Source organism: Streptomyces sp. NPDC086549, assembly GCF_044746205.1.
Lineage (GTDB): Bacteria > Actinomycetota > Actinomycetes > Streptomycetales > Streptomycetaceae > Streptomyces.
Window position 1 is genome coordinate 289,466 of sequence record NZ_JBIVBS010000010.1, and the last position, 25,461, is coordinate 314,926.

Annotated in this window: 21 protein-coding genes and 3 pseudogenes; 12 read left to right on the top strand and 12 right to left on the bottom strand. The window is 67.2% G+C overall.

All coding sequences use genetic code 11. The annotated features are described in order from the left end of the window. Positions 1-55: 55 nt before the first annotated feature. Positions 56-1,756, bottom strand: a complete 1,701-nt coding sequence (locus tag ACIPSA_RS29505) for an L-aspartate oxidase (RefSeq protein ID WP_402639882.1) — start codon at positions 1,754-1,756, stop codon at positions 56-58. 243 nt (positions 1,757-1,999) lie between these two features. Here ACIPSA_RS29505 and ACIPSA_RS29510 point away from each other — a divergent pair, with 243 nt between their 5' ends. Next, the gene (locus tag ACIPSA_RS29510) at positions 2,000-2,530 is read left to right on the top strand and encodes a DUF1003 domain-containing protein (protein WP_402639732.1); all 531 of its coding nucleotides are present in this window, start codon (positions 2,000-2,002) and stop codon (positions 2,528-2,530) included. A gap of 280 nt (positions 2,531-2,810) precedes the next feature. On the opposite strand, the gene ACIPSA_RS29515 is transcribed toward ACIPSA_RS29510, so the two are convergent. Together ACIPSA_RS29515 and ACIPSA_RS29520 are read right to left on the bottom strand one after the other, a co-directional pair. Beyond that, positions 2,811-3,308 (bottom strand): Ohr family peroxiredoxin, encoded by a 498-nt coding sequence (locus tag ACIPSA_RS29515; RefSeq protein ID WP_402639734.1) that lies wholly within the window; start codon positions 3,306-3,308, stop codon positions 2,811-2,813. 990 nt (positions 3,309-4,298) lie between these two features. Then, a complete protein-coding gene (locus ACIPSA_RS29520) occupies positions 4,299-4,904 on the bottom strand; it encodes a TetR/AcrR family transcriptional regulator (protein WP_402639736.1) in 606 nt (201 codons plus the stop codon). Between the two features lie 109 nt (positions 4,905-5,013). On the opposite strand from ACIPSA_RS29520, the gene ACIPSA_RS29525 reads away from it, so the two are divergent. The 3 genes from ACIPSA_RS29525 (at position 5,014) to ACIPSA_RS29535 (ending at position 7,035) form a co-directional block, all read left to right on the top strand. Then, positions 5,014-6,270, top strand: coding sequence for an ABC transporter permease (locus ACIPSA_RS29525; RefSeq protein WP_402639738.1), 1,257 nt, complete (start codon positions 5,014-5,016; stop codon positions 6,268-6,270). Positions 6,271-6,324: 54 nt separating this feature from the next. Beyond that, on the top strand, positions 6,325-6,474 hold the full coding sequence (locus tag ACIPSA_RS29530; protein ID WP_402639740.1) for a hypothetical protein: 150 nt from the start codon (positions 6,325-6,327) through the stop codon (positions 6,472-6,474). A gap of 159 nt (positions 6,475-6,633) precedes the next feature. Continuing rightward, positions 6,634-7,035, top strand: coding sequence for a winged helix-turn-helix transcriptional regulator (locus ACIPSA_RS29535; protein ID WP_402639741.1), 402 nt, complete (start codon positions 6,634-6,636; stop codon positions 7,033-7,035). A 279-nt stretch (positions 7,036-7,314) separates the two neighbouring features. Here ACIPSA_RS29535 and ACIPSA_RS29540 read toward each other — a convergent pair. Continuing rightward, positions 7,315-8,070: pseudogene (locus tag ACIPSA_RS29540) on the bottom strand (sigma-70 family RNA polymerase sigma factor); the annotation flags it as partial. 329 nt (positions 8,071-8,399) lie between these two features. Between ACIPSA_RS29540 and ACIPSA_RS29545 the strand changes: the two are divergent. The 5 genes and pseudogenes from ACIPSA_RS29545 to ACIPSA_RS29565 form a co-directional block, all read left to right on the top strand. Beyond that, positions 8,400-9,191: pseudogene (locus tag ACIPSA_RS29545) on the top strand (PP2C family protein-serine/threonine phosphatase); the annotation flags it as partial. Between the two features lie 201 nt (positions 9,192-9,392). Beyond that, a pseudogene (locus ACIPSA_RS29550) lies at positions 9,393-9,596 on the top strand (cupin domain-containing protein); the annotation flags it as partial. 651 nt (positions 9,597-10,247) lie between these two features. After that, on the top strand, positions 10,248-10,721 hold the full coding sequence (locus ACIPSA_RS29555) for a carboxymuconolactone decarboxylase family protein (RefSeq protein WP_402639743.1): 474 nt from the start codon (positions 10,248-10,250) through the stop codon (positions 10,719-10,721). 458 nt (positions 10,722-11,179) lie between these two features. Further along, positions 11,180-11,599: a cupin domain-containing protein gene (locus tag ACIPSA_RS29560; protein ID WP_402639745.1), complete on the top strand. Its 420-nt coding sequence runs from the start codon at positions 11,180-11,182 to the stop codon at positions 11,597-11,599. A 68-nt stretch (positions 11,600-11,667) separates the two neighbouring features. Continuing rightward, positions 11,668-12,291: a DUF5134 domain-containing protein gene (locus ACIPSA_RS29565; protein ID WP_402639746.1), complete on the top strand. Its 624-nt coding sequence runs from the start codon at positions 11,668-11,670 to the stop codon at positions 12,289-12,291. A gap of 643 nt (positions 12,292-12,934) precedes the next feature. Here ACIPSA_RS29565 and ACIPSA_RS29570 read toward each other — a convergent pair. Further along, entirely contained in the window at positions 12,935-13,663 is a 729-nt protein-coding gene (locus tag ACIPSA_RS29570; RefSeq protein ID WP_402639748.1) for an SDR family oxidoreductase, read from the bottom strand. 100 nt (positions 13,664-13,763) lie between these two features. On the opposite strand from ACIPSA_RS29570, the gene ACIPSA_RS29575 reads away from it, so the two are divergent. Further along, complete coding sequence (locus ACIPSA_RS29575; protein WP_402639750.1) at positions 13,764-13,907, top strand: hypothetical protein; 144 nt, start codon at positions 13,764-13,766, stop codon at positions 13,905-13,907. A gap of 193 nt (positions 13,908-14,100) precedes the next feature. Here the strand turns inward: ACIPSA_RS29575 and ACIPSA_RS29580 are convergent, their stop codons facing one another. From ACIPSA_RS29580 to ACIPSA_RS29595, 4 genes are all read right to left on the bottom strand, one after another. Beyond that, a complete protein-coding gene (locus tag ACIPSA_RS29580; RefSeq protein WP_402639752.1) occupies positions 14,101-14,769 on the bottom strand; it encodes a nitroreductase in 669 nt (222 codons plus the stop codon). 650 nt (positions 14,770-15,419) lie between these two features. Beyond that, entirely contained in the window at positions 15,420-15,905 is a 486-nt protein-coding gene (locus ACIPSA_RS29585; RefSeq protein ID WP_402639754.1) for a MarR family winged helix-turn-helix transcriptional regulator, read from the bottom strand. Between the two features lie 1,105 nt (positions 15,906-17,010). Beyond that, positions 17,011-17,850, bottom strand: a complete 840-nt coding sequence (locus tag ACIPSA_RS29590) for an FtsX-like permease family protein (protein WP_402639756.1) — start codon at positions 17,848-17,850, stop codon at positions 17,011-17,013. An 88-nt stretch (positions 17,851-17,938) separates the two neighbouring features. After that, a complete protein-coding gene (locus ACIPSA_RS29595; RefSeq protein ID WP_402639757.1) occupies positions 17,939-18,262 on the bottom strand; it encodes a hypothetical protein in 324 nt (107 codons plus the stop codon). A 126-nt stretch (positions 18,263-18,388) separates the two neighbouring features. Between ACIPSA_RS29595 and ACIPSA_RS29600 the strand changes: the two genes are divergently transcribed. Continuing rightward, positions 18,389-19,066: a hypothetical protein gene (locus ACIPSA_RS29600; protein WP_402639759.1), complete on the top strand. Its 678-nt coding sequence runs from the start codon at positions 18,389-18,391 to the stop codon at positions 19,064-19,066. A gap of 146 nt (positions 19,067-19,212) precedes the next feature. On the opposite strand, the gene ACIPSA_RS29605 is transcribed toward ACIPSA_RS29600, so the two are convergent. From ACIPSA_RS29605 to ACIPSA_RS29615, 3 genes are read right to left on the bottom strand one after another with little or no spacing between them, the layout of a single operon-like run. After that, positions 19,213-19,446, bottom strand: coding sequence for a hypothetical protein (locus ACIPSA_RS29605; protein ID WP_402639761.1), 234 nt, complete (start codon positions 19,444-19,446; stop codon positions 19,213-19,215). A 36-nt stretch (positions 19,447-19,482) separates the two neighbouring features. Then, positions 19,483-21,504 (bottom strand): non-reducing end alpha-L-arabinofuranosidase family hydrolase, encoded by a 2,022-nt coding sequence (locus ACIPSA_RS29610; RefSeq protein ID WP_402639763.1) that lies wholly within the window; start codon positions 21,502-21,504, stop codon positions 19,483-19,485. A 53-nt stretch (positions 21,505-21,557) separates the two neighbouring features. Next, entirely contained in the window at positions 21,558-23,201 is a 1,644-nt protein-coding gene (locus tag ACIPSA_RS29615; protein WP_402639884.1) for a glycoside hydrolase 43 family protein, read from the bottom strand. 492 nt (positions 23,202-23,693) lie between these two features. Here ACIPSA_RS29615 and ACIPSA_RS29620 point away from each other — a divergent pair, with 492 nt between their 5' ends. Then, a complete protein-coding gene (locus tag ACIPSA_RS29620; protein WP_402639765.1) occupies positions 23,694-25,340 on the top strand; it encodes a glycoside hydrolase family 27 protein in 1,647 nt (548 codons plus the stop codon). Positions 25,341-25,461 lie beyond the last annotated feature (121 nt).

Below are 25,461 nucleotides of genomic sequence, written 5' to 3' on the forward strand. Positions count from 1 at the left end.
CGAAGGAGAGCAGACGGGCATACCGCCATTGCGTGCCTGGCAGATTTGTACGAGATTATTCGGCAAGCTTTCCTTCGGTCGAGACCTCTTCCATCAGAGAGGAAATCTCGTCGGGGATGGCCGGAATTCGCTCGCGGGTGATACCACTCGTGGGCGACCACACGAGATTGACCTGCATAGCGGGGTCCGGGTCGGGATAGTCGCTGCGGTTGTGGCAGCCGCGGGTCTCGCGACGCTCCAGTGCCGCCTCGAGGGTGGCCCTGGCTGAGAGGGCGGCCGACTTGAGATCAAAGGTGTGCGCGAGATCCTGGAAGCCGGCGATGTCCGGGTGCACGCCGATGTCCTCCATTCGCTTCTCGATCAACGCGAGCTCCGCCAGCCCGGCGCGCAGGCCTTCTTCGTCGCGTACGACTCCGGCGTGCTCTGTCATGGTGTTGCGGATGGCGCGCTGCAGGGCGCGGACGTTCTCAGGGCCGTCGGCCGCGAGAAGATCGTCGATCTCCGCGCGGGCCTGTGAGATGGCTGACGCCGACCGCGGCTGGGCGGTCAGGGACTGCGAGTAGGCGGCGGCCGCCTGGCCGGTGATGCGGCCGAAGACCAGCAGTTCGATGAGACTGTTCCCGCCGAGGCGATTGGCGCCGTGCAGCCCGCTGGAGGCCTCACCGATGGCGTACAGGCCGCGGACGTCGGTGCTGTGGTCCTCGGGACGTACCCATACGCCGCCCATCGAGTAGTGCGCGGTGGGCGCGATCTCGATCGGTTCGCGGGTGATGTCCAGCATCTGTAGATCGAGCATGGTCTGGTAGACGCGGGGGAGCCGCGTCATGATCGTCTGCCGTGGCAGGTGGGAGACGTCGAGCCATACTCCGCCCTTGGGGGTCCCGCGTCCTTCCTTGATCTCCGTGTAGGAGGCCAGGGCCACGCGGTCGCGGGTGGACAGCTCCATGCGCGCGGGGTCGTAGCGGTTCATGAACCGTTCCCCGAGTGCGTTGCGCAGGATGCCGCCTTCACCCCGGGCGGCCTCGCTGACCAGGGTGCCGGCCGCGTTCTCCGGTTCGATGATCCCGGAAGGGTGGAACTGGACCAGCTCGGGGTCGCGCAGGCGGGCTCCGGCTTCCACGGCCAGTCGGAAGGAGTCGCCTGTGTTCTCGTCGCGTCGTGAGGACGTGCGCCGCCAGATGCGGGTGTGGCCGCCCGCCGCGAGGATGACGGCGTCGGCATGGATCAAGTAGCGCTTGCCGTTCGTGAGGTCGAAGCCGTAAGCACCGAAGACGGCGCCGTCGTGGACCAGGAGCCGGGTGATGTAGACGCCGTCGAGCACCGGGATGTTGAGCTGGTCCGCGCGCCGGATGAGCGTGCGCTGGATCTCCAGACCGGTGTAGTCGCCGGCGAAGGCGGTCCGCCGGAACTTGTGCGCGCCGAAGAAGCGCTGCGATATCCGGCCGTCCTCTTCCCGAGCGAAGGCCATGCCGTAGCGTTCCAGGTCTTCGATGCCGCGGGCGGCGCCCTGGGTGACGATCTGGACGGTGCGGGGATCCGCGAGGAGGTAGCTCTCCTTGAGAGTGTCGGCGGCGTGCTGCTGCCAGCTGTCCCCGGGATCCATGGTGCCCAGGGCGGCATTGATTCCTCCGGCAGCCAGTGCCGTATGGGCGTCTTCTTTGGGGCGCTTGCCAACCGCGAGGACGTCCACGCCGGCCTCGGCCAGTTCGATAGCTGCTCGCAGCCCGGCACCTCCGGTGCCGATCACCAGCACCATGGTGGAAATACGTTGTTCGGTGACAGCCACGGTCCACTCCGATCGTTGGGGGTGTCATTCATTACGACCAGACCGTCCCCGGATCTGTGACACCTTGCGTTGCTGACCCTCAGAACGTTGTCGAGACCGCTCCCGTCATCCGCATGACGAAGCACACGTGCGGCGACAAGGATGCGTTCTGCGGAGCCGGCGGTGGCTGGGGGCGGTGGCGTCTGCGGCGACGGTATGAGGCAGCATGTGGGAATGACCGTTCACTCCGGAGGCCGAGCCTTCCGGTCGAGCTCCGCTCCCGGTGGTACTCATCGCCTCGACCTCCGCTTGCGCCACGAGCAGCTGGTGTTCGCCAAGATGCGCACGTCGCAGGACCGGATCGCAGACGCGATCACCGCCTTCGCGGGCACGATGGGCTTCGTCTACGTCCATGCCGTCTGGTTCGCGGTGTGGATCGCCCTCAATCTGGGGCTGTTCGGCTCGGGAGCGGTCTTCGATCCTTACCCGTTCGGTCTGCTCACCATGATCGTGAGCCTGGAAGCCATCTTCCTGTCCACGTTCGTGATGGTGAGCCAGAATCGGCAAGCCGCCCGGGAGAACGTACGGGCCGATCTGGATTTCGAGACGAATCTTCGCGCCGAAGTCTGGGCGGTGCACATAGGCAAGGCGCTCGGCCTGAATCCGGAGGAGATCGAGCGTCACGTCCAGGAGATCATCCAGCAGAGCAAAAGCGCGATGGAACCGGGGTCCGGGGTTCAGCCGGTGGACCCAGAGACCCTGTGAACGCAGTCAGGAAGAGACCCGCTCGACCACCCACCAGTGGACACCCAGAGCGCTGCCGTGCCCGGTGCCGCCTGCCCGCCCGGGCTCGGTACATGTCGCGGTGCAACAGACGTCCGGCGGCATCGTCCCAGCGGCACCGCCGCCGACAGGCACGGTCGAGGAGTGCCGGTCGGCGACTGGGCTGTCCTGCGAAGAGCCGTCGTGTGCCCATCCGGCACACGACGGCTGCAGACACGCCTCCAAACGGCATACGGCCGGGACAGGCGGCCGATGTCGCCGGCTATGAAGCCAGCGTGATGGTTGCCGGCGTTCCCTGCCAGGCCATCTTCGTGTAAGGACACAGCGAATCGGCCTTCTCCATGAGCGGGGCAGCGACGGCAGGGTCGATGTCCGGCCACTTGACCACGAGGTCGATGTGCAACAAGTAGCCGCCGTCTTCCGGGTCCCGCCCAAATGCCACGGTCGCCGCCACGGAGATCATCGCGGGGTCGAGGGCGGCCTGCCGTGCCACCAGACTCAGCGCCCCATGGAAGCAGGCGGCAAAGCCGGCGGCGAACAACTGCTCGGGATTCGTCCCCTGGCCGTCTCCTCCCAGTTCGGTAGGCATGCTCAGGTTGAGATCCAGGACTCCGTCGGCCGAGCGTGCTATCCCCGAGGCTCGCCCGTGACTCGCTATTCCCCCGCTCACCGTCACCGTCGTGGTGTAGATGGGGGCGAAGGACTCTCCGTCGAAGTCTTTGTCGGTGGGCAGATTGGGCAACCGGATCTGCTCGGTCACGCCATGACTCCGTCCCCGTTGCAGTACACGGCCTGGCGCGGAGCAGGCATCGACGCGGGAAGGCTGACCCCCCTCGTCCTCTGTATGTCACGCGGCCATGCGGTGCGCGACGCCGGGCCACGGGCAGGGCCCACCGGACTAACAATGTTGAATGCCATATGTTATGCACCTTCGCGTCGAGAGCGTAGTCCCAGGTTCGGACAGCTAGTTGACCGCCAAGCCACCCTCGTTGTGACAGTCGTCGGCAGGCAGCCCGTGAGGATCCTGTCCTGCGCCAGGACGCCTCTGGGCACTCGGACGCAAGGCCTGCGGAAAAGTTGCCTCAACTATCCGTTGAGGCCGCGTAATGAGCCAGTTCGGATCGACTCGTCACCCCACAGTGGTGGACCTCGGACAGCCCGAGCGGCCAGCCGGATGCTGCCTTGCCAACGGGACATGCGAATCGGGGCATGGCCACGCGGGGGGACGCCCTCACGACCTGTGCCGCCGACGGTGCGCGCCACCGCATCCGACGACACCGTCTGCCGGAATCGAAGTCACCAAAGAGGCACTCGAAGCTGGCGTGCGGCGGCCGCCCCTCCCCGGCCGCAGCCCTGCACTCGTTGCCGGCAAGACCCTCACATCTGATCGCCGGAGGCGACAACGCAGACCCCGAACGCCGAGCGGCTCGGCTCAGCCGGCTACGGGCCCGACGCAGCCGCCACCCTGACCCGCAGCCTGATCACCCGCATCACCGCCTGGAGCGCCGACCGCGCTGTAGTGCCACGCATGACGAGCCACGCGGCCAGCATCCCGCATGAGGCCTCCCCGAAGGCCATGTCATCGAGAAGCAGGATTGCCGCCTCGTGCTGTCCTCCGCCTGGTCGAACGCCGAGGCACAAGCGGTCTCGGCTGAGGCCGGCGTTCCGTTGTACGAATCGCTCGTGGACGGTGACCGACGCCGCCGCTCAGTGCGATGGACGGTGCCGAACTGAATGGCATGAACCTTACTCAGTGCTCACCGGCCGGCTGCGGCCACAACGCCCGCACTGCGCCAGGCACCTCGGCCACAACAGCCGGATCAAGCAGAGCCACTTGGAGGATGTAGCCCGGGAGGACGGAGAGCATCGTCGAAGCGATCGCCCCGGCAGTCACGTTCGTAGGCAGATCACCGTGCTCCTGGTGCTCGCGGACCAAGATGACCAGATTGGCGCGTATGCGGCCCATGAGCTGGTCGAGCTTGCGCGCCAGTGAGCGGTTGCGCATGGCCTCTCCCCAGACCAGAACCGCGAGCCCGGCCAGGTCTTCCTCGGCGGACTTGGCCCGAACGACGTCGAGGAGTTCCGCCATGACTGCCCCCATGGATTGGCCTTGCCGGTCCGTGGCGACGGCGAGTGTGATGTCGAGGACATCGCGCATGTTCTCCTCGGCGATCGCGAGGATCATCTCGTCCTTGCTGGTGAAGTGCCGGTACACCGCCCCCGCGGACAGTCGCGCCTCCGTGAACAGGTCCTGCATGGACGTGGAGTGGAATCCGTCACGGAGGAAACATCGGCGCGCCGCGTCCAGGATCTGCTCACGGCGGGCGTCCATGTACTGCTGGGTGACCTTGGGCATGGAGTCAGCCTAACAAGGAAAACGAACATTCGTGTTGACGCCGGCACGTGGAACAGGGAAAACTGAGGTTTAAGAAAACGATCATTTCTTTTTGTAGGAGGATGGACCCGTGAGGAGCCCGTTGTCAGGACACCCGGCATGGCGGGAAGTGGCCGTCGCCGCCGTGGCGCTGCCCCTAGTGATCACTCTGGCGGTGATGGTGTTCGCCTGGCCGGCGGGGCGGCTTGCGCCGCGCGACGTGCCGGTCGGGATCGTGGGCACAGGGACGGCCAGCCAGCACGCGGTGGAGGGGCTGGTCCACGAGAAGCCCGGCGCCTTCGACTTCCACCTCTATCCAGACCAGCAGACCGCGCGATCGGCGATCAAGAACCGGGATGTCTACGGCGCGTTCGTCATCTCAGGACACAGCATCACCGTGCTGCAGGCCTCTGCTGCCAGCACCTCCGTGGCCCAGCTTCTGGGTCAGGTCGGACAGCAGTTGGCCGATCGGGCCACCCAGCAGGCCACCCAGCAAGCCGTCCAGCAGGCCACCCAGCAGGCCACCCAGCAGGGGGCCACCGGCCCTCACTCTTTGACGAAGACCCAGAAGACCCAGAAGGCCCAGAAGGCCCAGAAGGCCCAGAAGGCCCAGAAGGCCCAGAAGGTCCAGAAGGTCAACGTGAAGGCACTCGACGTGGTGCCGGTCGCCGCAGAGGACCCGAGGGGCGTGGTGTTCAGCTCGGCGGTCTTCCCGCTCACGATCTGCGCCATCCTGATCGGAGCGTTTGTCACGATGGCTCGCGGCCTGCGACGCCCGTGGCACCGAGTGCTGACACTTCTCATCGCATGCGCCGCCGCGGGCTTCGGTGTCTATGCCGTGGCGCAGGGTTTCCTCGGGGCGCTGCCCCACGACCACGTTGCCACATGGGCGGTCCTGTCACTCGTCCTGATCTCCATCAGTGCCACCGCTGCCGGTCTGATCCGACTCGTCGGGCCGGCGGGCCTCGGGCTCAGCGCCGCGCTCATGGTCTTCGTCGGAAACCCCTTCTCCGGCGCCACCTCCGCTCCGGAGATGCTTCCCAAGGGCGTGGACCACATCGGCCAGTGGCTGCCCCCCGGCGCCGGAGCCAGCCTGCTCCGCGACACCACGTACTTCGACGGCAACGGCGGCGCCGGCCACCTTGCCGTCCTCGCCCTGTGGAGCGTCTGCGGGCTCACAGCAGTCATGATCGGTCACTGGGTCACCGGGGAAGCCCGCGGCCCGAAGACCGGTGCGACGGCTTCCGGAGAGTTGCTCCCGGCCTTGTCAGGGTCCGACGCCGCTTCGCCGACTCGGCGTCACGCGCACGCCCACGCCCACGCACGTCGTAATGACGGTGACGGCTGATGTCGGGCGCTGCATGCGCGCAACCAGGGTCCGGCTCCCAAGGACTTCGGCCTGGTGTCGAAGGCGTATGAGGCGCTGACGCACGGCTGCACCCTGGCCGTCGTCGCCTCGGGCGCCATGCTTCTGGCCGGGACATGGATCGAGGTCCTGGCCGTCAATGCGCGCAAGCGGCACACCGAGGGTACGGCCGTCCACATGAGCTGACATCACGAAGGTGCGACCCGTTCCACGCGGCCCGCACCGCCACCCCAGGGCGCGGCCCGGCAGACATACCGGCCGACTCCCGACATGACCACGACCATGACGTATGGCGCGAGGCGTTGAACCGCGATGCCTCGCGCCGTACCGGAGCGGACATACACCATGACCACCCCACAACACTCTCAGCCGGTGCGCCGGTACGAACCGCCACGGTCGACCGGGACACCTCCGGCCGTCATCCGGGCTTTTGCCCTGCTGAGCAGACGCTGGATCGGCCTGATCCTCACGGCTCTGGCCAAAGGCCCGGCCGACCTTGCACAGATTCGCGAGCGCATCCCCGGCATCAGCGACCGCATGCTCGCCCAGCGCCTCCAGGAACTGACCGCGATCGACCTCGTTACCCAAGACGCCCAGCACGGGCCGTCGTCGCGAACCCATTACGCACTCTCTCCGCACGGCAACGCCTTCCTCATCCCCCTGGCCGCCTTGCTCGTGTGGGCGGAGGACCACCTTCCAGCAGGCGGCTTGCCAACGTCGGATCAACCGCCCACGCCAGACCGCTGACCTCCCTTTCCGCGCCCTCCGCGCCGACGGCGTGCCCATGGCGTGCCCTCAAGACCGGTCAACCACGGTCAACAGCGGTGCGATGCCCGCACCCTCGGGTGCCATGCCAAAGGGCATACGCCCAGGTCAGGGAGTATTCGACTCGGTGAGCGTCGTCGCTTTCCAGGCTGAGAGCGCGAGTTTGATTCCCCGTGAGCCGCTCCACGGTTGAGGCCGAGGCCAAGCCCCTGGTCCTATTGTCATGTGCGAGGGTCCGTGACCGTCGCCTGATGGCCGCGCCCTGCCGTGGGCCTCGACCCGCGAACGTTTGCCTGAGTCCGGGAAAGCGGGGCGAAGGCGGCAAGATACCTGGCGACGCGTGGCCGCCCCACGACCGGAAACTTGGATGCCCCGCGCACCCCGCCACCGTCGGAGTAGCTGACCGCGTCCTCGGTGAGGACGTCCTCAAGCGCCGACAGGTCGCCGGTCTCTGCCGCGGCGAGGAACACCGCCAGCAGGCGCCGGCGAGGGGTTGAGCTGACCTGCTCCCTGTGTTCCTCTGACAGGTGCTTCCGAGCGCGACTACAACTGGCGCGTATTGGCTTCGCTCATCTCCAGGATGTCCGCGATCTGCTTGTACGGGTAGTCGAAGGCTTCCCTCAGAACGTAGGCCGCACGCTCTGTGGGGTTCAGCTTTTCGAGAAGGAAGAGAACCGCCAGGTCAAGTGCCTCTGCCCGTTCTGCACCCAACTGCGGATCCACGCTTGTGCCGACTGGCTCCGGAAGCCAGGGACCGATGTACGATTCCCGCCGCATCCTGGCGGACTGGGCGAAGTTGATCGCCAGGTGGGCGGTGACCGTGGCCAGGAACGCTGTCGGCTCATGGACGTCGGCGCGGTTGGTGTTCTGCCACCGCAGCCACGCCTCCTGGGCGATGTCCTCGGCTTCGACAGCACTGCCGAGTATGCGGTACGCGATGCCAAAGAGTTGGGGACGCGCGGCGATGAAATCCCTCGTCGCCTCGTCAAGGGAGTCTGTGTCATTCTCGGCGCGCATAGATGCCCTCCAGCTGCGGTTCACCATGCTATAAGCAGACAAAGCAGTACGCGCGCCGCCATGAGCCCGTCGGTCTGCCGGAGTGACCGACCAGGGACCAGGAGTATCTGATTGTGTAGGGGGCCCTACGATCTACGGGTCCCCCGCGCCCGCTGCGTACCACTGGATCGCTTTTCCGAAGCAGTCCTGGGCCCTCTCATGTCACAGTTCCGGTTCCTTTCCTGTCTGTTGTTGGGAACCGGATGTGGCAACACGTGAATCGAGGGTGGGGTACCACTCCTATGGCTTATGCAGTTCCAACTGTTGGGTTCAGGAATACCGTACGGCAAGAGCGCGAGGAGACGGCCAGAGCTGTGGCTGTGATAGATGTCAACGCACTGATCGCCCAGGAAAATGCATCCCTTGAACGAGGTCTCCTTCCTACGCCGGCACTGCGTGAAGACAACTTCCTGGCCGCTTCGCGTTACGTTCCAGGGCGGACTCACGCTCTGTTGTGCGGTGACTTCTACGACATTGTGCAAACCGAAGACTCGACCGTGCACGTGATCTTGGGAGACGTCTCCGGACATGGAGCGGCTGAGGCCGCTCTGGCGGTTTACTTGCGCGTGGCTTGGCGGACTGCTGTTCTCTGCGGCAAAACCCAGTTCGAGCAGTTGCGCATCCTCGAGAAGATCCTGGTCGACGAGAGGGCGGACGACGACACCTACACCACGGTTGTGTCACTGGTGTTCCCTCCGGGAGGCTTGTCTGTGAATGTGGTGAGCGCAGGGCACCCAGGACTTCTGCTGCGAAGCCATGGGAAAATCCGCTGGGTCGAGCCGCAGGCCGGAATCGCCCTGGGCCTGTTTCCGGGGTGCGAGGACTGGACACCGACGGATATCCCGCTTTCCCCGCGCGACAATGTGGTTCTCTTCACCGATGGACTGTTCGAAGGAAGGACTGCCCCCTCCACTCGACTCGGCGAGGAGGGCCTGCTGCGGCTGGCGATGCAGCACGCACACCTGCCGGGGCAGGAGTTCATCGACGCCCTGGTCCACGGTGCTGCGTCCAGGGCGGCACCCTTCGGAGGCCTGGCGGACGACGTCGCTGTTCTTCATCTGGGCTGGAACGCAGAGAGCTGACCGCTCGGGTGCCACAGCTCTCTGCGCTCATCCCGGCCGAACTGGCCGAGGAATCCCTACCGTTGTACCGGCGCTGCACCACCATTCCAGAACGTACTCATGCTGACCGACGCTCCGGTCCGGTAGAGACCCGCATGAGCCCGTCAGCGTGCCCGTCCGGTTCCAGCGCCGACATCCAGCACACCGAGACGGCGCTCCCGACAGCACGTGGTCGAGGCCGGCGGGACATTCTGGGAGCCGGGTGGTGACGTGATCCACTACCAGGACGGCAACGCGCTGGCGGATGCACGGACCCGATTCGTCGTGACCATGATCTGCGCGCCGGGCAGGCCCATGCTCGAGCTGGTCGACGAGGAGGAGCTGGGGAAGCGGGCTCACCTGCGCGCCCCGCGGCCCACCGACTGACCTGCGGCCTGCTCGCACAGGCCGGCTCCGAACAGAACGTGTCCGCTCCGTGGAGGGCCTGGTGAGGCATGGGTGCCAGCTGATGTCGTGTACCGCATGCTGACAGTCGGCACGGCAGAGTCGACCATTTCCTGCACGCCGCCATGGCTTTGGCCATGGTGGCGATGCCCTGCAACCGGGGGTCAAGGACTGGCAGTTGGACGCTGGACAGGCCACGGACGCGCAGCGAGCGCAGGAAGGCGAGTCGACCTGCACCACCCACGCGGGCGGAGGTGTAAGGCGCCCTGGTCCAGGGGTGGGTTCGACGCCGCACAGAGTGTCGGCCTGACGGACATGAACGCGTCGGTGAAGGTACTTGACCATCACGCGCCGTGAATCGGGACTCGCCGCGGCCATTTGTCCTCGGCGAGGGCATCGGGGGCACACTGTCAGGTGCGGTCATCGTGCTACCTCCCTCGTGCCTTCGGCCATCTCGGAGAGCAGCCGGTGGCCGCTCTTGTCCGGACTCTCACTGTGATGGGACGCGGGCTCCAATCGCGGCGGTACGGCGATGACATGCTCCGGGAGACCCACATCACACAGCCTGTGGTGTCACACCTTGCGGGGCTGTCCGGTCAGTTGTGCGTAACGGCAAATCTGCTAGGAGGACCCATGGACGCGCGTCTCAACTACTACGGCAACGCCGTCGCCGGTAAGGTGCTGCAGCACCTCGTCTCGGCCAGCAAGGTGTTGTCGGACTCGACGCTGCCGGCCACCATTCAGCATCTGGTGGAGATCCGCGCCAGCCAGATCAACGGCTGCGGCTTCTGCACCGACATGCACACCAAGGAGGCCACCCACGCCGGGGAGACCTCGGTGCGGCTCAACCTGATCGCCGCCTGGCGGGAGGCGACGGTCTTCACCGAGGCCGAGCGCGCCGTACTGGAGCTGACCGAGCAGGGCACCCGCGTCGCGGACTCGGCCGGTGGGGTCACCGACGAGGCTTGGGCGAACGCCGCCAAGCACTTCGATGAGGACCAGCTCGCCGCGCTGGTGTCCCTCATCGCCATCATCAACGCCTACAACCGCATCAACATCATCACCCAGCAGCCCGCCGGCAGCTACAAGGTCGGCATGTTCGGCTGAGCCAGGACGTCTGGCACAGCCGGACGCGTATGGTCCTGCTTCGCGCCACCCCAGCCTCCGGCGGGGAGACGGCCTTCGGGCGCCGGCCGATTGCACGAACCATGCGGTCGGCTGCGCCTGCTTCTTCGCGGCCCGGTACCGCGCTTCATCCTTCGGGACCGCAGCCCTGAAAGGTCTGAAGGACGGTTCCTCGCAGGGATCGACCGGGTTCTTGCCGGAGCCTGCCGTCAATAGTGAGTGCAGGCCCTCCCTGGCCGGTGACGCCCTCACCCCGGCTGGCCGCCGACAGGAAGCGGGCCGGTCCAGGGACTCTCTGTGTGAGGCAGAAGGCGCGCAGTGTGTCACAGACGCGGGCCGTGCTTTGTCTTCACTGTGAAGGAAGTTGTATGAGCCCGGAATCGCCGACGCGAGATCGTCCGTTCCGGGCAGGACTATGGAGGTGTAGCACAGTGCACGAGATGCATGAGATGCACGGGATGGACTCAGTGGACGGGTTCGGACCCAAGATGCTGGCGGACGTCAAGCCGCCTTTCATCCCCGAGGGTGCTTCGGGGATGACCGTCCTCGTCGAGTGGCCTCCCGGTGACCAGGGGACGCCTCCGCACCGCCACTCGGGGCCGTGTTTCGGCTACGTGATCGAGGGCGCCATCCGTTTCGAACTCGAGGGTGAGCCGGAGCGCGTGATCAAGGCCGGTGAGACGTTGTATGAGCCGGGCGGTGACGTGATCCACTACCAGAACGGCAACGCCCTGTCGGACGCGCCGAGCAAGTTCGTCGTGACCATGCTGTGCGCGCCGGGACAGCCGATGCTCACGCTGGTCGACGAGGAGGAACTGGAGAAGCGGGCCCACCTGCGCGCCCCGCGGCCCACCGACTGACCGGCAGCCTGCTCGCACGGGCCGGTTCCGAACGGGGCCCGTCCGCTCTGTGGAGGGCGTGATGAGGCATGAGCGCCGCTGATGTCGTGTACTGCATGCTGACGGCACTGTTCGCGGCGGCGGCCGTCCGCGTGCTGCGGCATGCCATCGTGTCACGGAGATTGGCATGGCGCGGTCGAGTCGACCTTTCGCTGCACGCCGCCATGGCCCTGGCCATGGCGGTGATGCCGTGGAACGGGGTGCGCATACTGCCGGCGGTGCCACTGACGGCCTTCTTCGCAGCCGCCGCATTGTGGTTCCCGCTGACGGCTGTCAGCCGTCGGCAGGAGTCGAGACTGACCGCGACCGCGCGGCGGCTGCCGTACGCGGTCGGTATGGCCGCGATGGCCTGGATGGCGCACTCCATGGCAGTCCCGTCGCACGAGACCCTGGCTGAAGGGTTCCCGGCGGCGCACCAAGCCGCGCATCTCGGTCACTCCGCAGGGGGATCCAAGGCCGGCGACGTGGTCACCGGAGTGCTGGCGCTGTACCTCCTTGTGTGCGCTCTTCGGTCGCTGACTCGTGACATGCCCACGCTATGCAGAGTTCCGGACACCGTTGCCCTGTCCACCAGTTTCAGGGATCTTTACGGCCACTTCTGGGACGGATCGATGACCCTGGGAACGGTCATCATGCTGCTTGTCCACCACTGACCGCCAACAGCTCGGCCGGTCAAAGGCATGTGCTGAGAGCGGACGGCCTGCTCCACAGCGAGTCCCGTGTACGGGGTCCGCCGTCGAGGGCCTTGGCGAGTTCAGATCACGAATGGGCGACCCTGACTGAGGGGTGCCCCCGACCGCGGAGCGCGGCTACTGCTCCTTGGGCAGCGCTCACCGCGTGGCAGGGGCTGGTCGACCGCCCACCTGGCGGCGCGAGCAGCGTCGGCTCCTTCGCCGCACGGCTCGCCGCTTCGCTGGGCGCGAAGGTCACCGGGAACGACTCGACGGTGGCTGGTCAGCCTCTTGCTCGCGTGGTGTTGTGCAAGGCCCTTCCTGCCGGGACGACCGGAACTCGGTTCTGGCCGGTGTTCGACATCGGCAGGCCGGCGAGAACCTGTCCGAGGTACACGGCTGTGGCGGCAGCCTTGACGCTTGTAGTGGAGGCGGCGGGCTTTGAAGGCCCGGCTGCGTCGTCGGAGGCGACCAGTCCGCAGCAGACGAAATATGCGACCTCGCTCGGACTGCTGAAACTGCGTCGGGCAGCACGCTGTGCCACTCGGCGGTGCAGACCACTCCTGGCGGCCGTGCCGAGTTCCCGCCGTCACCCACAGCGGGCCAGGGCATGGGCGCGAGCGAGTCAGGCGAGCCAGTCGGTGTAGCGGGTGGGGGCGAGGCGGGCGTCCTTGTCGGTGAGGACGTCGCCCTTGACGACGGCGAACATGCCGGCGGTGGGATCGGTCACGACGGTTCGGTCGTCGCCCTTGCGGGACAGGGTGATCCGGCCCAGTTCGTCCAGGGGGAAGATCTCGGGGCCGGCGATGTTGCGGATGCCGTTCAGCGGGGCGCCGGCGGCGACCTCCGCGACCGCGTCGGCCACGTCCTTGGCGGCGATCGGCTGGATCGGTGTGGCGGGCAGCCGGACGGTGTCGCCGTCGGCCGTCCAGGACAGGACGGCGTCCATGAACTCCATGAACTGCGTTGCCCGGACGATCGAGTAGGGGATCGGCCCGGCCTTGAGGATGTCCTCCTGGAGCGCCTTGGCCCGGTAGTAGTCCAGCTCCGGCACCTGGTCCGTGCCGACGATCGAGAGGATGACGAAGTGACCGACGCCGCCCTCGCGGGCCGCGGCCAGCAGGTTGTCCATCGAGGCCTGGAAGAAGGCTGGGGAGGCCTCGTCGAAGGTCGGTGAGTTCGTCAGGTTGACGACGACGTCGGCCCCCGCCACCGCCTCCGCCAGCCCTTGGCCGCTGATGACGTCGACGCCGGTGGACTTCGAGTGCGGCACCGCCTCGTGTCCGGCGGCGTTCAGCTTCTTGACGACCTGCGACCCGATCAGCCCGGTCCCGCCGATGACTGCGAACTTCATGTCATGCCCTTCGTCGGGGGTATGTCCGTAATATGACATATGGGTCACCGTATGGACGTGGCATGCACCTAACTCGAGCTACCTGGCCAAACATCTGCAGGTGCTCACCCGGAGACCCGCGTCGATCATGGTGCTCGAAGCGGCCGACGGCCCCGGCCAGGTGTTCACCTGCACGGAGACCGGCCGGCGCGGCCCCTTGGCCACCCTGGCCGAGTCGCGCACCGCACCTTGCGCGAGCGCCTGACGCGATGGCCGGGGCGGACGCGGTCTGACGAGAAGCGCTCCGCGCCGTCTCGATCGCCGATCTCGCTACAGGATGTCGCCTCCAGCTCGGGGTCTTCGTGATGGGCCGCATCAGCGCGTGGCAGACCACGCTGCGAGCCCGAGGGCCCGGACGGGCGAGAGTATCCGCTCGCCGCTTCCAGACGTCGGAGGCGTCAGCAACCGTCGACGAACGTGACTGTCTCGTCGAGTGGTGCCCGGCCCGTACGGGGTTGGCTTGCCGTGACGTCCTCGTACCCGATCGACATGCCACAGAAGAGGAGGAGCTCGTCCGGTGGGGACAGGACCTCCGCGACGGTCTTGTGATACTTCGCCCACGCCATCTGCGTGCAACTGTGCAGCCCTTCGGCGCGGAGCAGCAGCATGACGGTTTGCAGATACATGCCCACGTCGGACCACTGGGGCCGGCCCAGGTCGCGGTCGATGTAGCAGAACAGGGCGGCGGGCGCGCCGAAACAGTCCCAGTTCGCCGCAGCGGCCCTCTGGCGCGCCTCCAGGTCCTCACGGGGAATGCCGAGTGCGCCGTAGCGTTGCTCGCCGAAGGCGGACCGGCGCTCATGGTACGGGCCCTTCAGCGCGGGCGGGTACTGCTCGTACTCCGGCGCGTCCCAGGGGTCACCTGCGGCTATGCGCTCGCCGGCGCGCTTTTTGAGCTCGGCCAGCGGCCGGCCGGTCAGCACGTAGGCGTGCCACGGCTGGAGGTTCGATGCGGACGGTGCCCAGGCCGCGGCGGACAGCACGCGCGCCAGCACCTCCCGCGGGACCTGCTGGTCGGTGAATCCGCGCACGGCTCGCCGGCCCGTGACCGCCTCATAGACGTCCATGATCGCCTGCATCCTTCTCTGTCCATCGCGTTTGCAATCGTTACATTCGAGATAGTATCACTTAATACTGTCAGTGACCATGTAGGTCCCGCACATGTGAGGCAGGGGACTCGTACAGGGGTCGACCGCGAACGGCGCCGTCGCTTGCTGATCGGCCCCGGGGGCGATCTTTCAACCTGGCGCCGGGATACGCGCAGGCGCCGCCGCATACCTGCTGCGAGTCGACGTGCCATCCTGGGTGCACTTGGCTCGTTCGGCAATGTTGGGGCCCAGTCCGAGGCGTTGGTCGACGCCTTGTCCAGTCCCTGACGCGGGAAGCTTCCACCGGCAAGGTCTACAGCCGCATTCACTTCGCCTGCTTCACGTCGCGGCGGACAGGTCGGCGCCGTTGGCGCTGTGCAGCTCGGTCCTCCGCTTCGGGGGAGCCTGGCCCTGTCGGCTCCAGGGCAGTGGTCGGCCCCGTCAAGGCATGCTGCGTGGTTACCGGATCGGCGAGCGTGATTCGGTCCCGGTCGACGAAGTCCTGGCCACCGCCCGCAGCCGGGGCGCCATGTGGCGATGGCCGCCGCAGCTCTCAAGGCCGGGCTCGCCGTGAAACAGGCATGACACGGAGCGCGCCCGCGCCTCGGGCAACCGTTGAGCGGGCGTGTTTACGCCTCACCCTCTGTGGGATGGGCGAACCGGGTCAGCAGATCCGTCAGCCGCTCGGGCTGGCCGGGCCCGAGTTCGGCGATCAGCCGCTCGGCCAGCGGCTGCGCCGCCACATGGGCCGCGTCGAAAAGCTCGACGCCCTGAGGCGTGATCTCCACCGCCCGCACCCGGCGGTCTCCCGGAACGGTTTTGCGTACGGCCAGCCCCATGCGCTCCAGGTCGTCCACGACCCGCATGATGCCCGCCTTGTCCGACCCCGTCGCCGGCGCCAGGTCCCGCTGCACCGTGGGCCCGCGGTCGACCAGTACGAGCAGCACCGCGAAATGCCGCAACTCGATGCCGAGCGGGCGGAGTGCCTCCGTCATCACCGCGGCCGCACGCCAGTGCGCGCGGCGCAGCAGCATGGCGAGTGCGAAAGGCGAGGTGTCCCCGGGGCGGTCGGTCGCACGCGAGGTGGTGATTCTGTGAGGAACGTCGGTGGTCACGAGGTCACATTACAGCCATATGTGCATTCGATACGGTTTCATTTGAAACTAAATGCGACTGTGTCTGCTGCCGCCCTGCTCTGACACGTCGGACTTCGGCTTGCGGCCAGTTGCACCGGGACAATGGCGCCTGCCCAGCATCTGCCCCGGTCAGGCGCCCTCTTCCGGTGTCTGGTGCTGTGACCGGGGCGGTTCGCAGGGTTGTGGTCGTCCCTGCGGGCCTCGGCGGGGCAGAAGGCTGCGGCAGATAGGGGGTCGGGCCAGCACCAGTTCGGGCAGAGGAAGGAGTCGAGCCCACCGGCCACGAAGAGGAGAGCGAAACCTCGAAGCGCGGACCACCATCTCGAACGGGCTGCATCTGAAGTCACAGAGACACCATCCACGTGCGGCAGCAGGCGACGAGGCCGCCAGGAATGAAGGCCCCCGGCATGCCGGTGAACCTGATTCCTTGCTGATGGTGCCGCGAGGCGCTGTGAGTCTTGCGGCGTCGTTCCAATGCAGACCGTAATGTCTTAAGGTTGCCTGGCGTGATCACTCGTTGGTGTTAGTGGTGCGAGCCCACCGCACGGTGAGCTCTTGATACGCCCGAGCCGTCCGGGCTTCGGCTTGGACCGAGGCCCGTGGGGTGCGCTGGTGCCACTCACCTCGGCGGCAGGACGGGGAGCTACGCGTCGGCCAGCCCGGTGAGTCGTCGGGTGGCGTGACGGGCGGGTCACGGCAGGAACTGGACTCAGTGGTCGGCGGTGCTGACCAGACCGCTGACGCTGGTGCCCCAGACCAGCACCGGCAGCGACAGGCTCAGGCTGAGGTGCAGCCCGGCGTAAATCTGTAGTCTCTTCCGGCCAGGTTCAGCTGCCAGGGCGCTGCCGCCGGCCGGGACCGGGATGACTGTGCGGATGCCGCGCCCCGTCGGACGTCACCAGCTGACCCCGGAGCCGAAATCATCCGCCTCAGCGGTGCTTTGCACCCGAAGTGCCACGGGTGCAACCAGTGCTCCCGGCCCACCGCGCGTGGCAGCGAGCTGCGTGTACATCCTCGCCCCCTGGACAGCCCGTCGCGGAAGGGCTGGTGGGCCAGGCGGGCGCCGAAGCACGGGGCGGACCGCTCACTCATAGCGAAGGCCTTCCGGGCGCGTGGACCGCCACAGGGTCGGCAGCGTCAGCAAGGTCACCATGACGGCGGCGGCTACACCGATGCCGGCTATCGCAAGCATGCTGCCCCAGTCGAAGACCGCTGTCCTGCCGACGAGGCCGAGCAGTGCGCTGCCGAGGGTGGTTCCGACGAGTCCTGCGACGAGCAGTCCGATCATCACCGGCAGTACGGTCTGCCACAGTATGGAGCTGCCGAGGGTGCGCCGCCGGGTACCGAAGGCGACGAGCACGGTCAGGACGCGCTTGCGGTCACGGAGTTGTTCCACCGCGCCGAGCACCATGCTTGCGGCGATCAGCAGCAGGACGGCTGCCACACCGGCCAGCAGAGCCCGCTTGATCGCGTTGAGGGCGAGGTCACCCTTGGGCTGTTCGGGGAAGTCGATGGCGAAGCCGGGGTTCAACTGGGCGGCAGTGGTGCGAAGCCGGTCTTGAATGTCTTTCGTGGATGTGACGTAAGTGAGGCTGACGGAGCTGACAGAGTGTGTGATCGCTGTCGCGCCGGCGGCCTTGGGAGTGGCAAGCAGTATCTTCTCGGGGAACTCACCTTGCGGATTGCCGGCCTTGGCCCGGATGGTGGCGGTGACATGAGGAACCGCCCACAGCGGGCCGTCCACGCCGATGCGCATCTTCGTCCCCCTCTTCCACGTGGTCATGTCGTCAGTGCCGTCAGCACCGCGAGGGGTGACGAGGAACGCGTCCCCGTCGGAGCAGGTGGGCAGCGAGGCCAGCAGCCGCAACTGGGCGCAGTCGGCGATGCGGACCGTCTGCGGGAGACCGCCATGAGGTTCGCTCACTGCCAACTCTGCGAAGCCGACAGCCTGTTCAACGCCGGGCGTCGTGGCGAACGCCGACGCGTATCGGTCTCCGTTCCCCTTGCCGTTCTCAAGATGGGCGACGCCGACGCGGGTGCCGGATGAGGAGCTGTTGCTCGCCGCCCGGTGGCTGCCGGCCTGACCCTGTGCGATACCACTGAAGAGGGTCTGCAGTGCTATAACCGGCCACGGCGATCACGATCCCGTTGACCGAACGGGTGGAGGCCTCGCTGCTCAATTGCAGCCTGCGTACGGCCAACTGCCAGGAAAGAGGGCCGCATCCGGCGGACACCCTGGTGAGCCGTTCCAGCGCCCAGGGCAAAACAGCGGTGACGCCGACGAGCAACGCCAGCATGCCGACAACCACCAAGATGAGCCCGGGGGTGTCGGGCATGTCAGATCCGTCTCGCACAGACGTCCGCAGCAGGAGCAGGCCGAGTACGGGCACAGCGATGCGCCACCACAGACGTCGCGTGGTTCCACCAGACTTGCGAACCACCCCGAGGGGGTCGATGGCCACTTGGTTCAGCGCCAGCCTGGTCACGCCGAGGGACAGCACAAGCACCGCAGCGATTCGGCAGCAGTCTGGAACTCCTGCGACCGGTGGGGCAGCACCAGCCTGGACGGCTACACGCTCTACAACAACGTCTGGGGCTCCGGCGCGGGCAGCCAGTGCACCTGGGCCAACTCCGGGACCGGCTGGGGCGTCTGGGCCGATCACCCCAACACCGGCGGTATCAAGTCCTACGCCAACTCGACCAAAACGATCAACAAGACGATCGACTCCCTCGGCTGGCTCACCAGCAACTACAACGTCAGCGTCCCGTCGTCCGGCGCGTACAACACGTCGTACGACATCTGGGACAACGACCACCAGTTCGAGATCATGCTCTGGGTCAACTACAACCGGGCCGTCGGCCCGATCGGCTCCTACCAGGACAACGTCACGGTCGGCGGCCACAACTGGAACGTCTACAAGGGCACCAACGGGTCCAACCAGGTGTTCTCGTTCCTGCGGACGTCCGACTCCACCTCCGGCACCGTGGACATCAAGCCGATCCTCAACTGGATCGCCTACGCCAAGGGCTGGATGCCCGGCAGCGAGACCATCGGCGACGTCCAGTTCGGCTATGAGATCACCTCGTCGGCCGGCGGACTCAACTTCAACACCAACAACCTGACCGTCAGCGGCGGCTGACCCGACACCGGGGCCGGGGCCGGTCCGTGCCCGCCGTCAGGCGCGGTCGACCTCGGCCCGCAGCGCGTTGCAGTCCATGAAGGCGGCCGAACACGCGGGGCGGGTGGCCGGAAGACCCCCGTCCGATCACCCTCCCGGCGGCGGGATCAGTGTCGGGCGAACTGGACCTGGGTGGGTTGCACGACGTTCGGCCGCACCGCGATTCCGTTGATGGTCAGCCGTTCGCCGTAGATGTCGGTGAGTCTGATCGTGCTGCCGCACCCGCTGCCGTCGGCGGAGATGAAGTAGTCGTCAGCGGCGTCAAGCTCAAGATCTGCTTCCAGGCGGGCTGCGTCCGGCTCGGTGTGTTGCCGACGGGATGGCGGAGAGGGAGTGGGCATGGGCCCCGCACGTGGGGCAGGGCGGGGCCCATATGGTCAGCAGGTCGAGTTGGTCTGGGTGAGCAGACCCAGCCGCCACGGCAGAGTGTTGTAGTCACCGCCCGCGTTCGGGTCCTTGCCCTGGTACAGGTACTGGAGCTTGCAGGCCGGGATCGTGAGCGTCTGGTCGTAGCCTGCGCGGATCATCTCGCCGTGACTGATGTCCCGGGTCCAACTACCGGCAGGGAACGTCACGTTGCTCGACCTGGCGAACGGGTTGCCTTCGGACGCGGCCAGCGGTGACCACGAGCCGGCGAGGCTGCTCGTGGTCCAGGAGCGGAAGTAGCGCCGGCCGTCAGAGCCGATGGCCTCGACGAGGAGCAGGTACTGGTTGCTGCCCTGCACCTTGTAGACGTTGCTCGCTTCGAACAGGGCGTACTTGTTAGAGTCCTGGGCCGCGATGACGGTGTTGGTGAAGCCGTTCGGGAATTGGCCCACGGACGTCTGCGAGCGGTAGAGGTGGCCGTTGTCGTCGGACGAGAAGAGGTAGCAGTTGGCGCTGTCGCAGATCACCCACATGTCGACCCAGTAGCCGTTGCCGATGTTCTGGCGGATGACGTCGGGCATCGACGAGTAGAAGTTGCGCGGGGCGCTCCACCCGTTGGGGTTGCTGATGTCGGGGTTGGTGGAGTATGACGCGTTGCCGGTCTGGTAGACGAGGTACCACAGGCGCTGCGGCGCGTAGTAGAAGACCTGCGGCGCGGCCCGGTACCCGGCACCGATGGCGGTGCGGTCGAGGTAGTAGTGGGTGGCCGACCCGGCCTGCGACCAGTCGCTGAAGCTCAGGTACACGAGGTTGTAGCCGGAGGAGCTGGCGACGCTCGCGAACACGTGGTACTTGCCGTTGTAGTAGACGACCGACGGGTCCTTGATCCCGGCGATGTTGTGGGTCGCATCCGGCTTGGGGGAGATCAGTGCTCCGCTCGAACTCCAGCGGAAGGAGGAGGGGAGTGCGGCGGCCCGGGACGAACGGGCGTCCGTCCGCTGCGCCGCGGCCCTGCCGCCCCCCAACGCGCCGAGCGCTGACTGGTAGGCGGGTTTCTTGTTGCCGCCCCGGTCGAACAGCAGCGGGTTCTCACCGCTGCGCCAGGAGTCGCTGTCGCGGATGCCCCAGACGGTGATGCCGGTGCAGCGCGCGACGTTCATGCAGGCCCTCACCGTGTTCGCGTACGCGCCCGTCGGCGCCTGCGCGATGTCGAGCTCGGTGATCTGGACGTCCACGCCGAGAGCGGCGAAGTTCGACAGCGTCGTCTGGAAGCTCGACGGCGGGCCGCCGGTGCCGAAGTGGGACTGGAAGCCGACGCAGTCGATGGGCACGCCGCGCGCCTTGAAGTCGCGCACCATGCGGTAGACGCCCTGGGTCTTGGCGTCACTCCAGTTCTCGATGTTGTAGTCGTTGTAGCAGAGCTTGGCGCCCGCATCGGCGGCCCGCGCCGTGCGGAAGGCCTGCTCGATGAAGCCGTCGCCCAGCAGGTTCTGGAAGACGGAGGAACGGTGCTGGCCACTGCCGCCGTCGGCGAAGGCCTCGTTGACCACATCCCAGGCGAAGACCTTGCCCTTGTAGTGGTTCATCACCGTGGTGATGTGGTTGTTCATCACGCTGCGCAGCGTGTTGGCGTCCCTGATCGAGCTGACCCAGCCGGGCAGTTGGGAGTGCCACACCAGAGTGTGTCCGCGTACGCGCTGCCCGCGCGCCCTCGCCCGGTTGACGATCTGATCGGCGGGACCGAAGTTGAACGAGCCGCGAGACCCTTCGGTCGTGTCCCACTTCATCTCGTTCTCGGGTGTGACCGAGTTGAACTCCCGGTCCAGGATCGTCGAGTACGTGCCGTCGCCGAGCCTTCCGGCGGCCACAGCGGTCCCGAAGTACCGTCCGGACTGGGCCGCCTGGGCGCCGAGAGTGGAGGCCCGGACGGCGTCGGGTACGGCGGTCGCGGCGCCGGGAGTCACCAGGGCGCCGGCGGCCAGGAGGGATAACACCGAGGCTCGGCGAAGGCCGAGCCACTTCAGCGGGTTCATGGTTCTCCTCGTACGGTTGGGTGGGGGGTTGGGCTGTACGATCCTCCGATCGTTCAGGGCGTCGACAGCTCGAACCGCGTGACGCGGACCGCGCCGCCGAGTGCCTGCGTGGCGTGGTTGAAGAGGGCAAATCGGTAGCCCATGAAGAACCGCCAGTCGTTGCCCATGGAGAAGGCGGGCTCGAGGCGGGTGAAGATGGTGCCGTAGGTGCTGTAGGAGAAGGTTCCGGGGCGTGCCGCGCCGGGGCGGATGTCCGCGGCGGCGCGCAGCCAGACGCCGCCTCCCGAGACGGTCGCGCTCGCGAGCTCGGTGCCGGTGCCGGTGGTGTTCCAGTTGCCGTCCATGGTCAGCCCGCCGACCGTCGCCACCCGCGTCACCCCGCCGTCGCGCTTGACACCGATCCAGGCGGACGAGTCGCGCAGCAGCGCGAGCCCGGCCCGGTCGCCGTCCCGCATCGCCGAGAAGTCGAGCTGGACCGTGGCGGTGGAGGTGGGACCCTGGATGCGGTGAGTGAGCGTGTTGCGGGCCCAGTACAGGTCGTTGGTGACGGTCGCGGTCCGCAGGGTCAGGCCGTTGCCGACGGACCACTTGGTGTTGTCCGGAGTGTGGTTCCACTCCCACCTCGGCTTGAGGGTCGTGCCGTCGAAGGTGTCGACGCCGATCATGGGGGTGACCAGGCGGGGTGGAGTGGGCACGGCCGGGCTGGGATACGAGGCGCCCCATGCGCCGTTGACGAGTTGCACGACGGGCCAGCCGTCCGAGGTCCCGGTGACCGGCGCGAGGACGGGCACCCGGCCACCGGGGTAGGCGTCCACGAAGGCCATGTAGTACCAGGCACCGCTCTGCGTCTGCACCAGCCCGCCCTGGTGTGGGACTCCACCGCCGGGGATCGGCCCGCGCAGGTCGAGGAGGACTTGTCGCATCGTGTACGGACCGAAGGGACCGTTCGACGACTTCAGGATGTACTGGCCGTTCGCGGGGCGGGTCAGGAAGATGTAGTACTGCCCGTTGATCTTGTAGAAGCGGGAGCCCTCGAGGGTGCCGACGCTCGACGGCGCGGTGAACACCTGCTGCGTGCGGACCTGGTTGCGGCCGTCGGGTGAGAGCTGGGCCACGCTGATGGTGGTGTTCCCGTACGCCACGTACAGGGTGTCGTCACTGTCGACGAGCAGCCCCGCGTCGTAGTAGGGAGTGCTGATCGTCGTCAGCCTGGTCCACGGCCCCTCTACGGCGGTGGCGGTGTAGACGTACGTCCGGGCGAAGTCGATCTGGCCGAGCCAGTAGAACGTCCTGTTGCTCGGGCGGTAGGCCAGTGACGAGGCCCAGATTCCCCGGACGTAGCCACGGGCGCCGTTGAGGTCGTACTTGGGGCCGAAGTCCAGGACGGGCACCGAGTGACCGGCGATCTCCCAGTTCACCAGGTCGTATGAACGCAGGACGGGTGCGCCCGGTGAGTAGTGCATCGTCGAGGCCGAGGCGTAGTAGGTGGCGCCGACGCGGATGACGTCGATATCCGCGAAGTCCTGCCAGATCACCGGGTTGGTGTACTCCGTGGCGGCCGTGAAGACCGGCCCCCGGGCGGGAGCCGAAGCGGCGGTGTGGGAGGGCCCCGCCAGAGACAGGAAGGCACCGGTGACCAGGCCGTCGGCGGCGGTCAGTGCCCGGCGGCGATCTATGTATTGGCGAGAGCATGACATATCCATGTGTCGTTCTCTCTGCGAGGGAGCGCTGCGGGGGCGGGTCGATCCCGCTCGTCCGGGAGTGCGAACGCGGACTGACGTGTCGAGCATCCAGGATGATAGGAGGCTGACACATCCCGTCAATGGCTCTCGCAGGATTCGCTGCCGACGTCGAAATATTTCGATGATTCGGGTGGCTCCGAGGTTGTCGAGATGCATGTCTGACGGTTCCTCCTTGACGGTCGGCGAGGGTGTCGCGGCAGGCAGCCACTGGCCACGTGGTGTTGACATGTACGGGACTCTCTCTACCATCCGTGACAGGCCGCGATCCGAAAGTGGATCGAAATTTCGAACTGTCGGTAAGTGTCGTATACGTGACATTGGCCAGCCCTGTGCAACCGTCATCCGCTGTCTGCCCATCGGCCTGCCGACGATCGCATCATTCGCCGAGCCGCTCGCGGGCGCCTTCGGCGGCCGGTCCACGGCGCCCTCCCCCTGAAAGGAGCCCACGTGCCCCGACCATCAGGCAGACGACTGCTCCGTAGCTTCGCGGCCACCGCACTGGCGGTCACCGCGTCCTTCACGGCTTCAGCCCACTCCACCGCTTCGGCCGCCCCCGGCAGCCCCGCACTCACCCCGCCCCTGGGCTGGAACAGCTGGAACAGCTTCGGGTGCGGCATCACCGAGGCGCAGGTCCGCCAGGCCGCCGACGCCATGGTGTCCTCGGGCATGCGGGCTGCCGGCTACCGGTACGTCGTGGTCGACGACTGCTGGTTCGACCCGCAGCGCGACGCGGCGGGCAACCTGCGGGCCAATCCGGCCAAGTTCCCGAGCGGGATGAAGGCGCTCGGGGACTACCTCCACGGCAAGGGGCTGAAGTTCGGCATCTACCAGGTGCCGGGCGACCGCACCTGCGCGCAGACCAGCGGAGCCTATACGGGGTCGACGGGCAGCAGGGGGCACGAGGCCCAGGACGCCGCCACGTTCGCCTCATGGGGCGTCGACTACCTCAAGTACGACTGGTGTTCCTCCAGCGGTACCCGTGACGAACAGGTTGCGCGCTTCACCCTCATGCGCGACGCCCTGCGCGCCACCGGGCGGCCGATCGTCTACAGCATCAATCCCAACAGCTTCCACGCCATCACAGGCGCCACATACAACTGGGGCGAGGTCGCCGACCTGTGGCGGACGACCGAGGACCTGCTCGACATCTGGCAGAACGGCAACACCAACAGCTACCCGATGGGCGTCGGCAACGTCCTGGACGTCACGGCGCCGCTGGCGGCGCAGTCGGGCCCGGGACACTGGAACGACCCCGACATGCTGGTCGTCGGGCGTCCCGGCCTGTCACTGACTGAGTCCCGCTCGCACTTCGCCCTGTGGGCGCTGCTGGGCGCCCCGCTCATGGCCGGCAACGACATCCGCACCATGTCCGCCGACGTGAGCGCGACCCTGCGCAACCCGCGTCTGCTGGCGGTGAACCAGGACCCGCTGGGCGCGGGCGGGCGCAGGGTGCGCGACGACGGCGACACCGAGGTGTTCGCCAAGCCCCTCTCCGACGGCTCGGTCGCCGTGGGCCTGTTCAACCGGGGAGGCGGCACCGCGACAGTCACCACCACCACCGCCCAAGTCGGCCTGTCCGGTGGGCCGTTCTCCCTGACGGACCTGTGGACCGGCGGTACGTCCGGCACGTCCGGGCAGATCTCGGCGAGCGTCCCCCCGCACGGCGTCGCCGTGTTCCGGGTGACCGGTGGCAGCCCGGTGCCCGCCACCACCTCCCGCCTGCGCGGCAACGCATCCGGACGCTGCATGGACGTGGACAACGCCTCCACCACGGCCGGGGCCACGGCACTGATCTGGGACTGCCACACGGCCGCCAACCAGCTGTGGACCACATGGGCCGGCGGCGAGATCCGGGTCTTCGGCGACAAATGCCTGGACGCCTACAACCAGGGAACCGCCAACGGCACGCGGGTCATCACCTGGCCCTGCAACGGCCAGAACAACCAGAAGTGGACCGTCGGCTCCGACGGGACGATCCGCAACGTCCACGCCGGGCTGTGCCTCGACGTCGACCGGTCCGGCACCGCGGGCGGCACCCCGCTGGTCCTGTGGACCTGCAACGGCCAGGCCGGCCAGAAGTGGACCCGCGCGTGAGGGACGTCGCGCACCGGCCGACAGCTCAGCCGCCGGCCGGCATCCACGGGAGACCCCGATGATCACAGCGCGACCGTGACCCACCACCGGCACGAGGCTCACCCGGGCAGCCGCCTGGGTG

Coding starts and splice junctions, on each gene's coding strand:
- ACIPSA_RS29610 (WP_402639763.1), bottom strand. CDS start 21,504: ATGAACCCGCTGAAGTGGCTCGGCCTTCGCCGAGCCTCGGTGTTATCC.
- ACIPSA_RS29505 (WP_402639882.1), bottom strand. CDS start 1,756: ATGGTGCTGGTGATCGGCACCGGAGGTGCCGGGCTGCGAGCAGCTATC.
- ACIPSA_RS29535 (WP_402639741.1), top strand. CDS start 6,634: ATGACCACCCCACAACACTCTCAGCCGGTGCGCCGGTACGAACCGCCA.
- ACIPSA_RS29555 (WP_402639743.1), top strand. CDS start 10,248: ATGGACGCGCGTCTCAACTACTACGGCAACGCCGTCGCCGGTAAGGTG.
- ACIPSA_RS29520 (WP_402639736.1), bottom strand. CDS start 4,904: ATGCCCAAGGTCACCCAGCAGTACATGGACGCCCGCCGTGAGCAGATC.
- ACIPSA_RS29580 (WP_402639752.1), bottom strand. CDS start 14,769: ATGGACGTCTATGAGGCGGTCACGGGCCGGCGAGCCGTGCGCGGATTC.
- ACIPSA_RS29570 (WP_402639748.1), bottom strand. CDS start 13,663: ATGAAGTTCGCAGTCATCGGCGGGACCGGGCTGATCGGGTCGCAGGTC.
- ACIPSA_RS29595 (WP_402639757.1), bottom strand. CDS start 18,262: ATGCCCGACACCCCCGGGCTCATCTTGGTGGTTGTCGGCATGCTGGCG.
- ACIPSA_RS29510 (WP_402639732.1), top strand. CDS start 2,000: ATGACCGTTCACTCCGGAGGCCGAGCCTTCCGGTCGAGCTCCGCTCCC.
- ACIPSA_RS29565 (WP_402639746.1), top strand. CDS start 11,668: ATGAGCGCCGCTGATGTCGTGTACTGCATGCTGACGGCACTGTTCGCG.
- ACIPSA_RS29605 (WP_402639761.1), bottom strand. CDS start 19,446: ATGCCCACTCCCTCTCCGCCATCCCGTCGGCAACACACCGAGCCGGAC.
- ACIPSA_RS29560 (WP_402639745.1), top strand. CDS start 11,180: ATGCATGAGATGCACGGGATGGACTCAGTGGACGGGTTCGGACCCAAG.
- ACIPSA_RS29615 (WP_402639884.1), bottom strand. CDS start 23,201: ATGTCATGCTCTCGCCAATACATAGATCGCCGCCGGGCACTGACCGCC.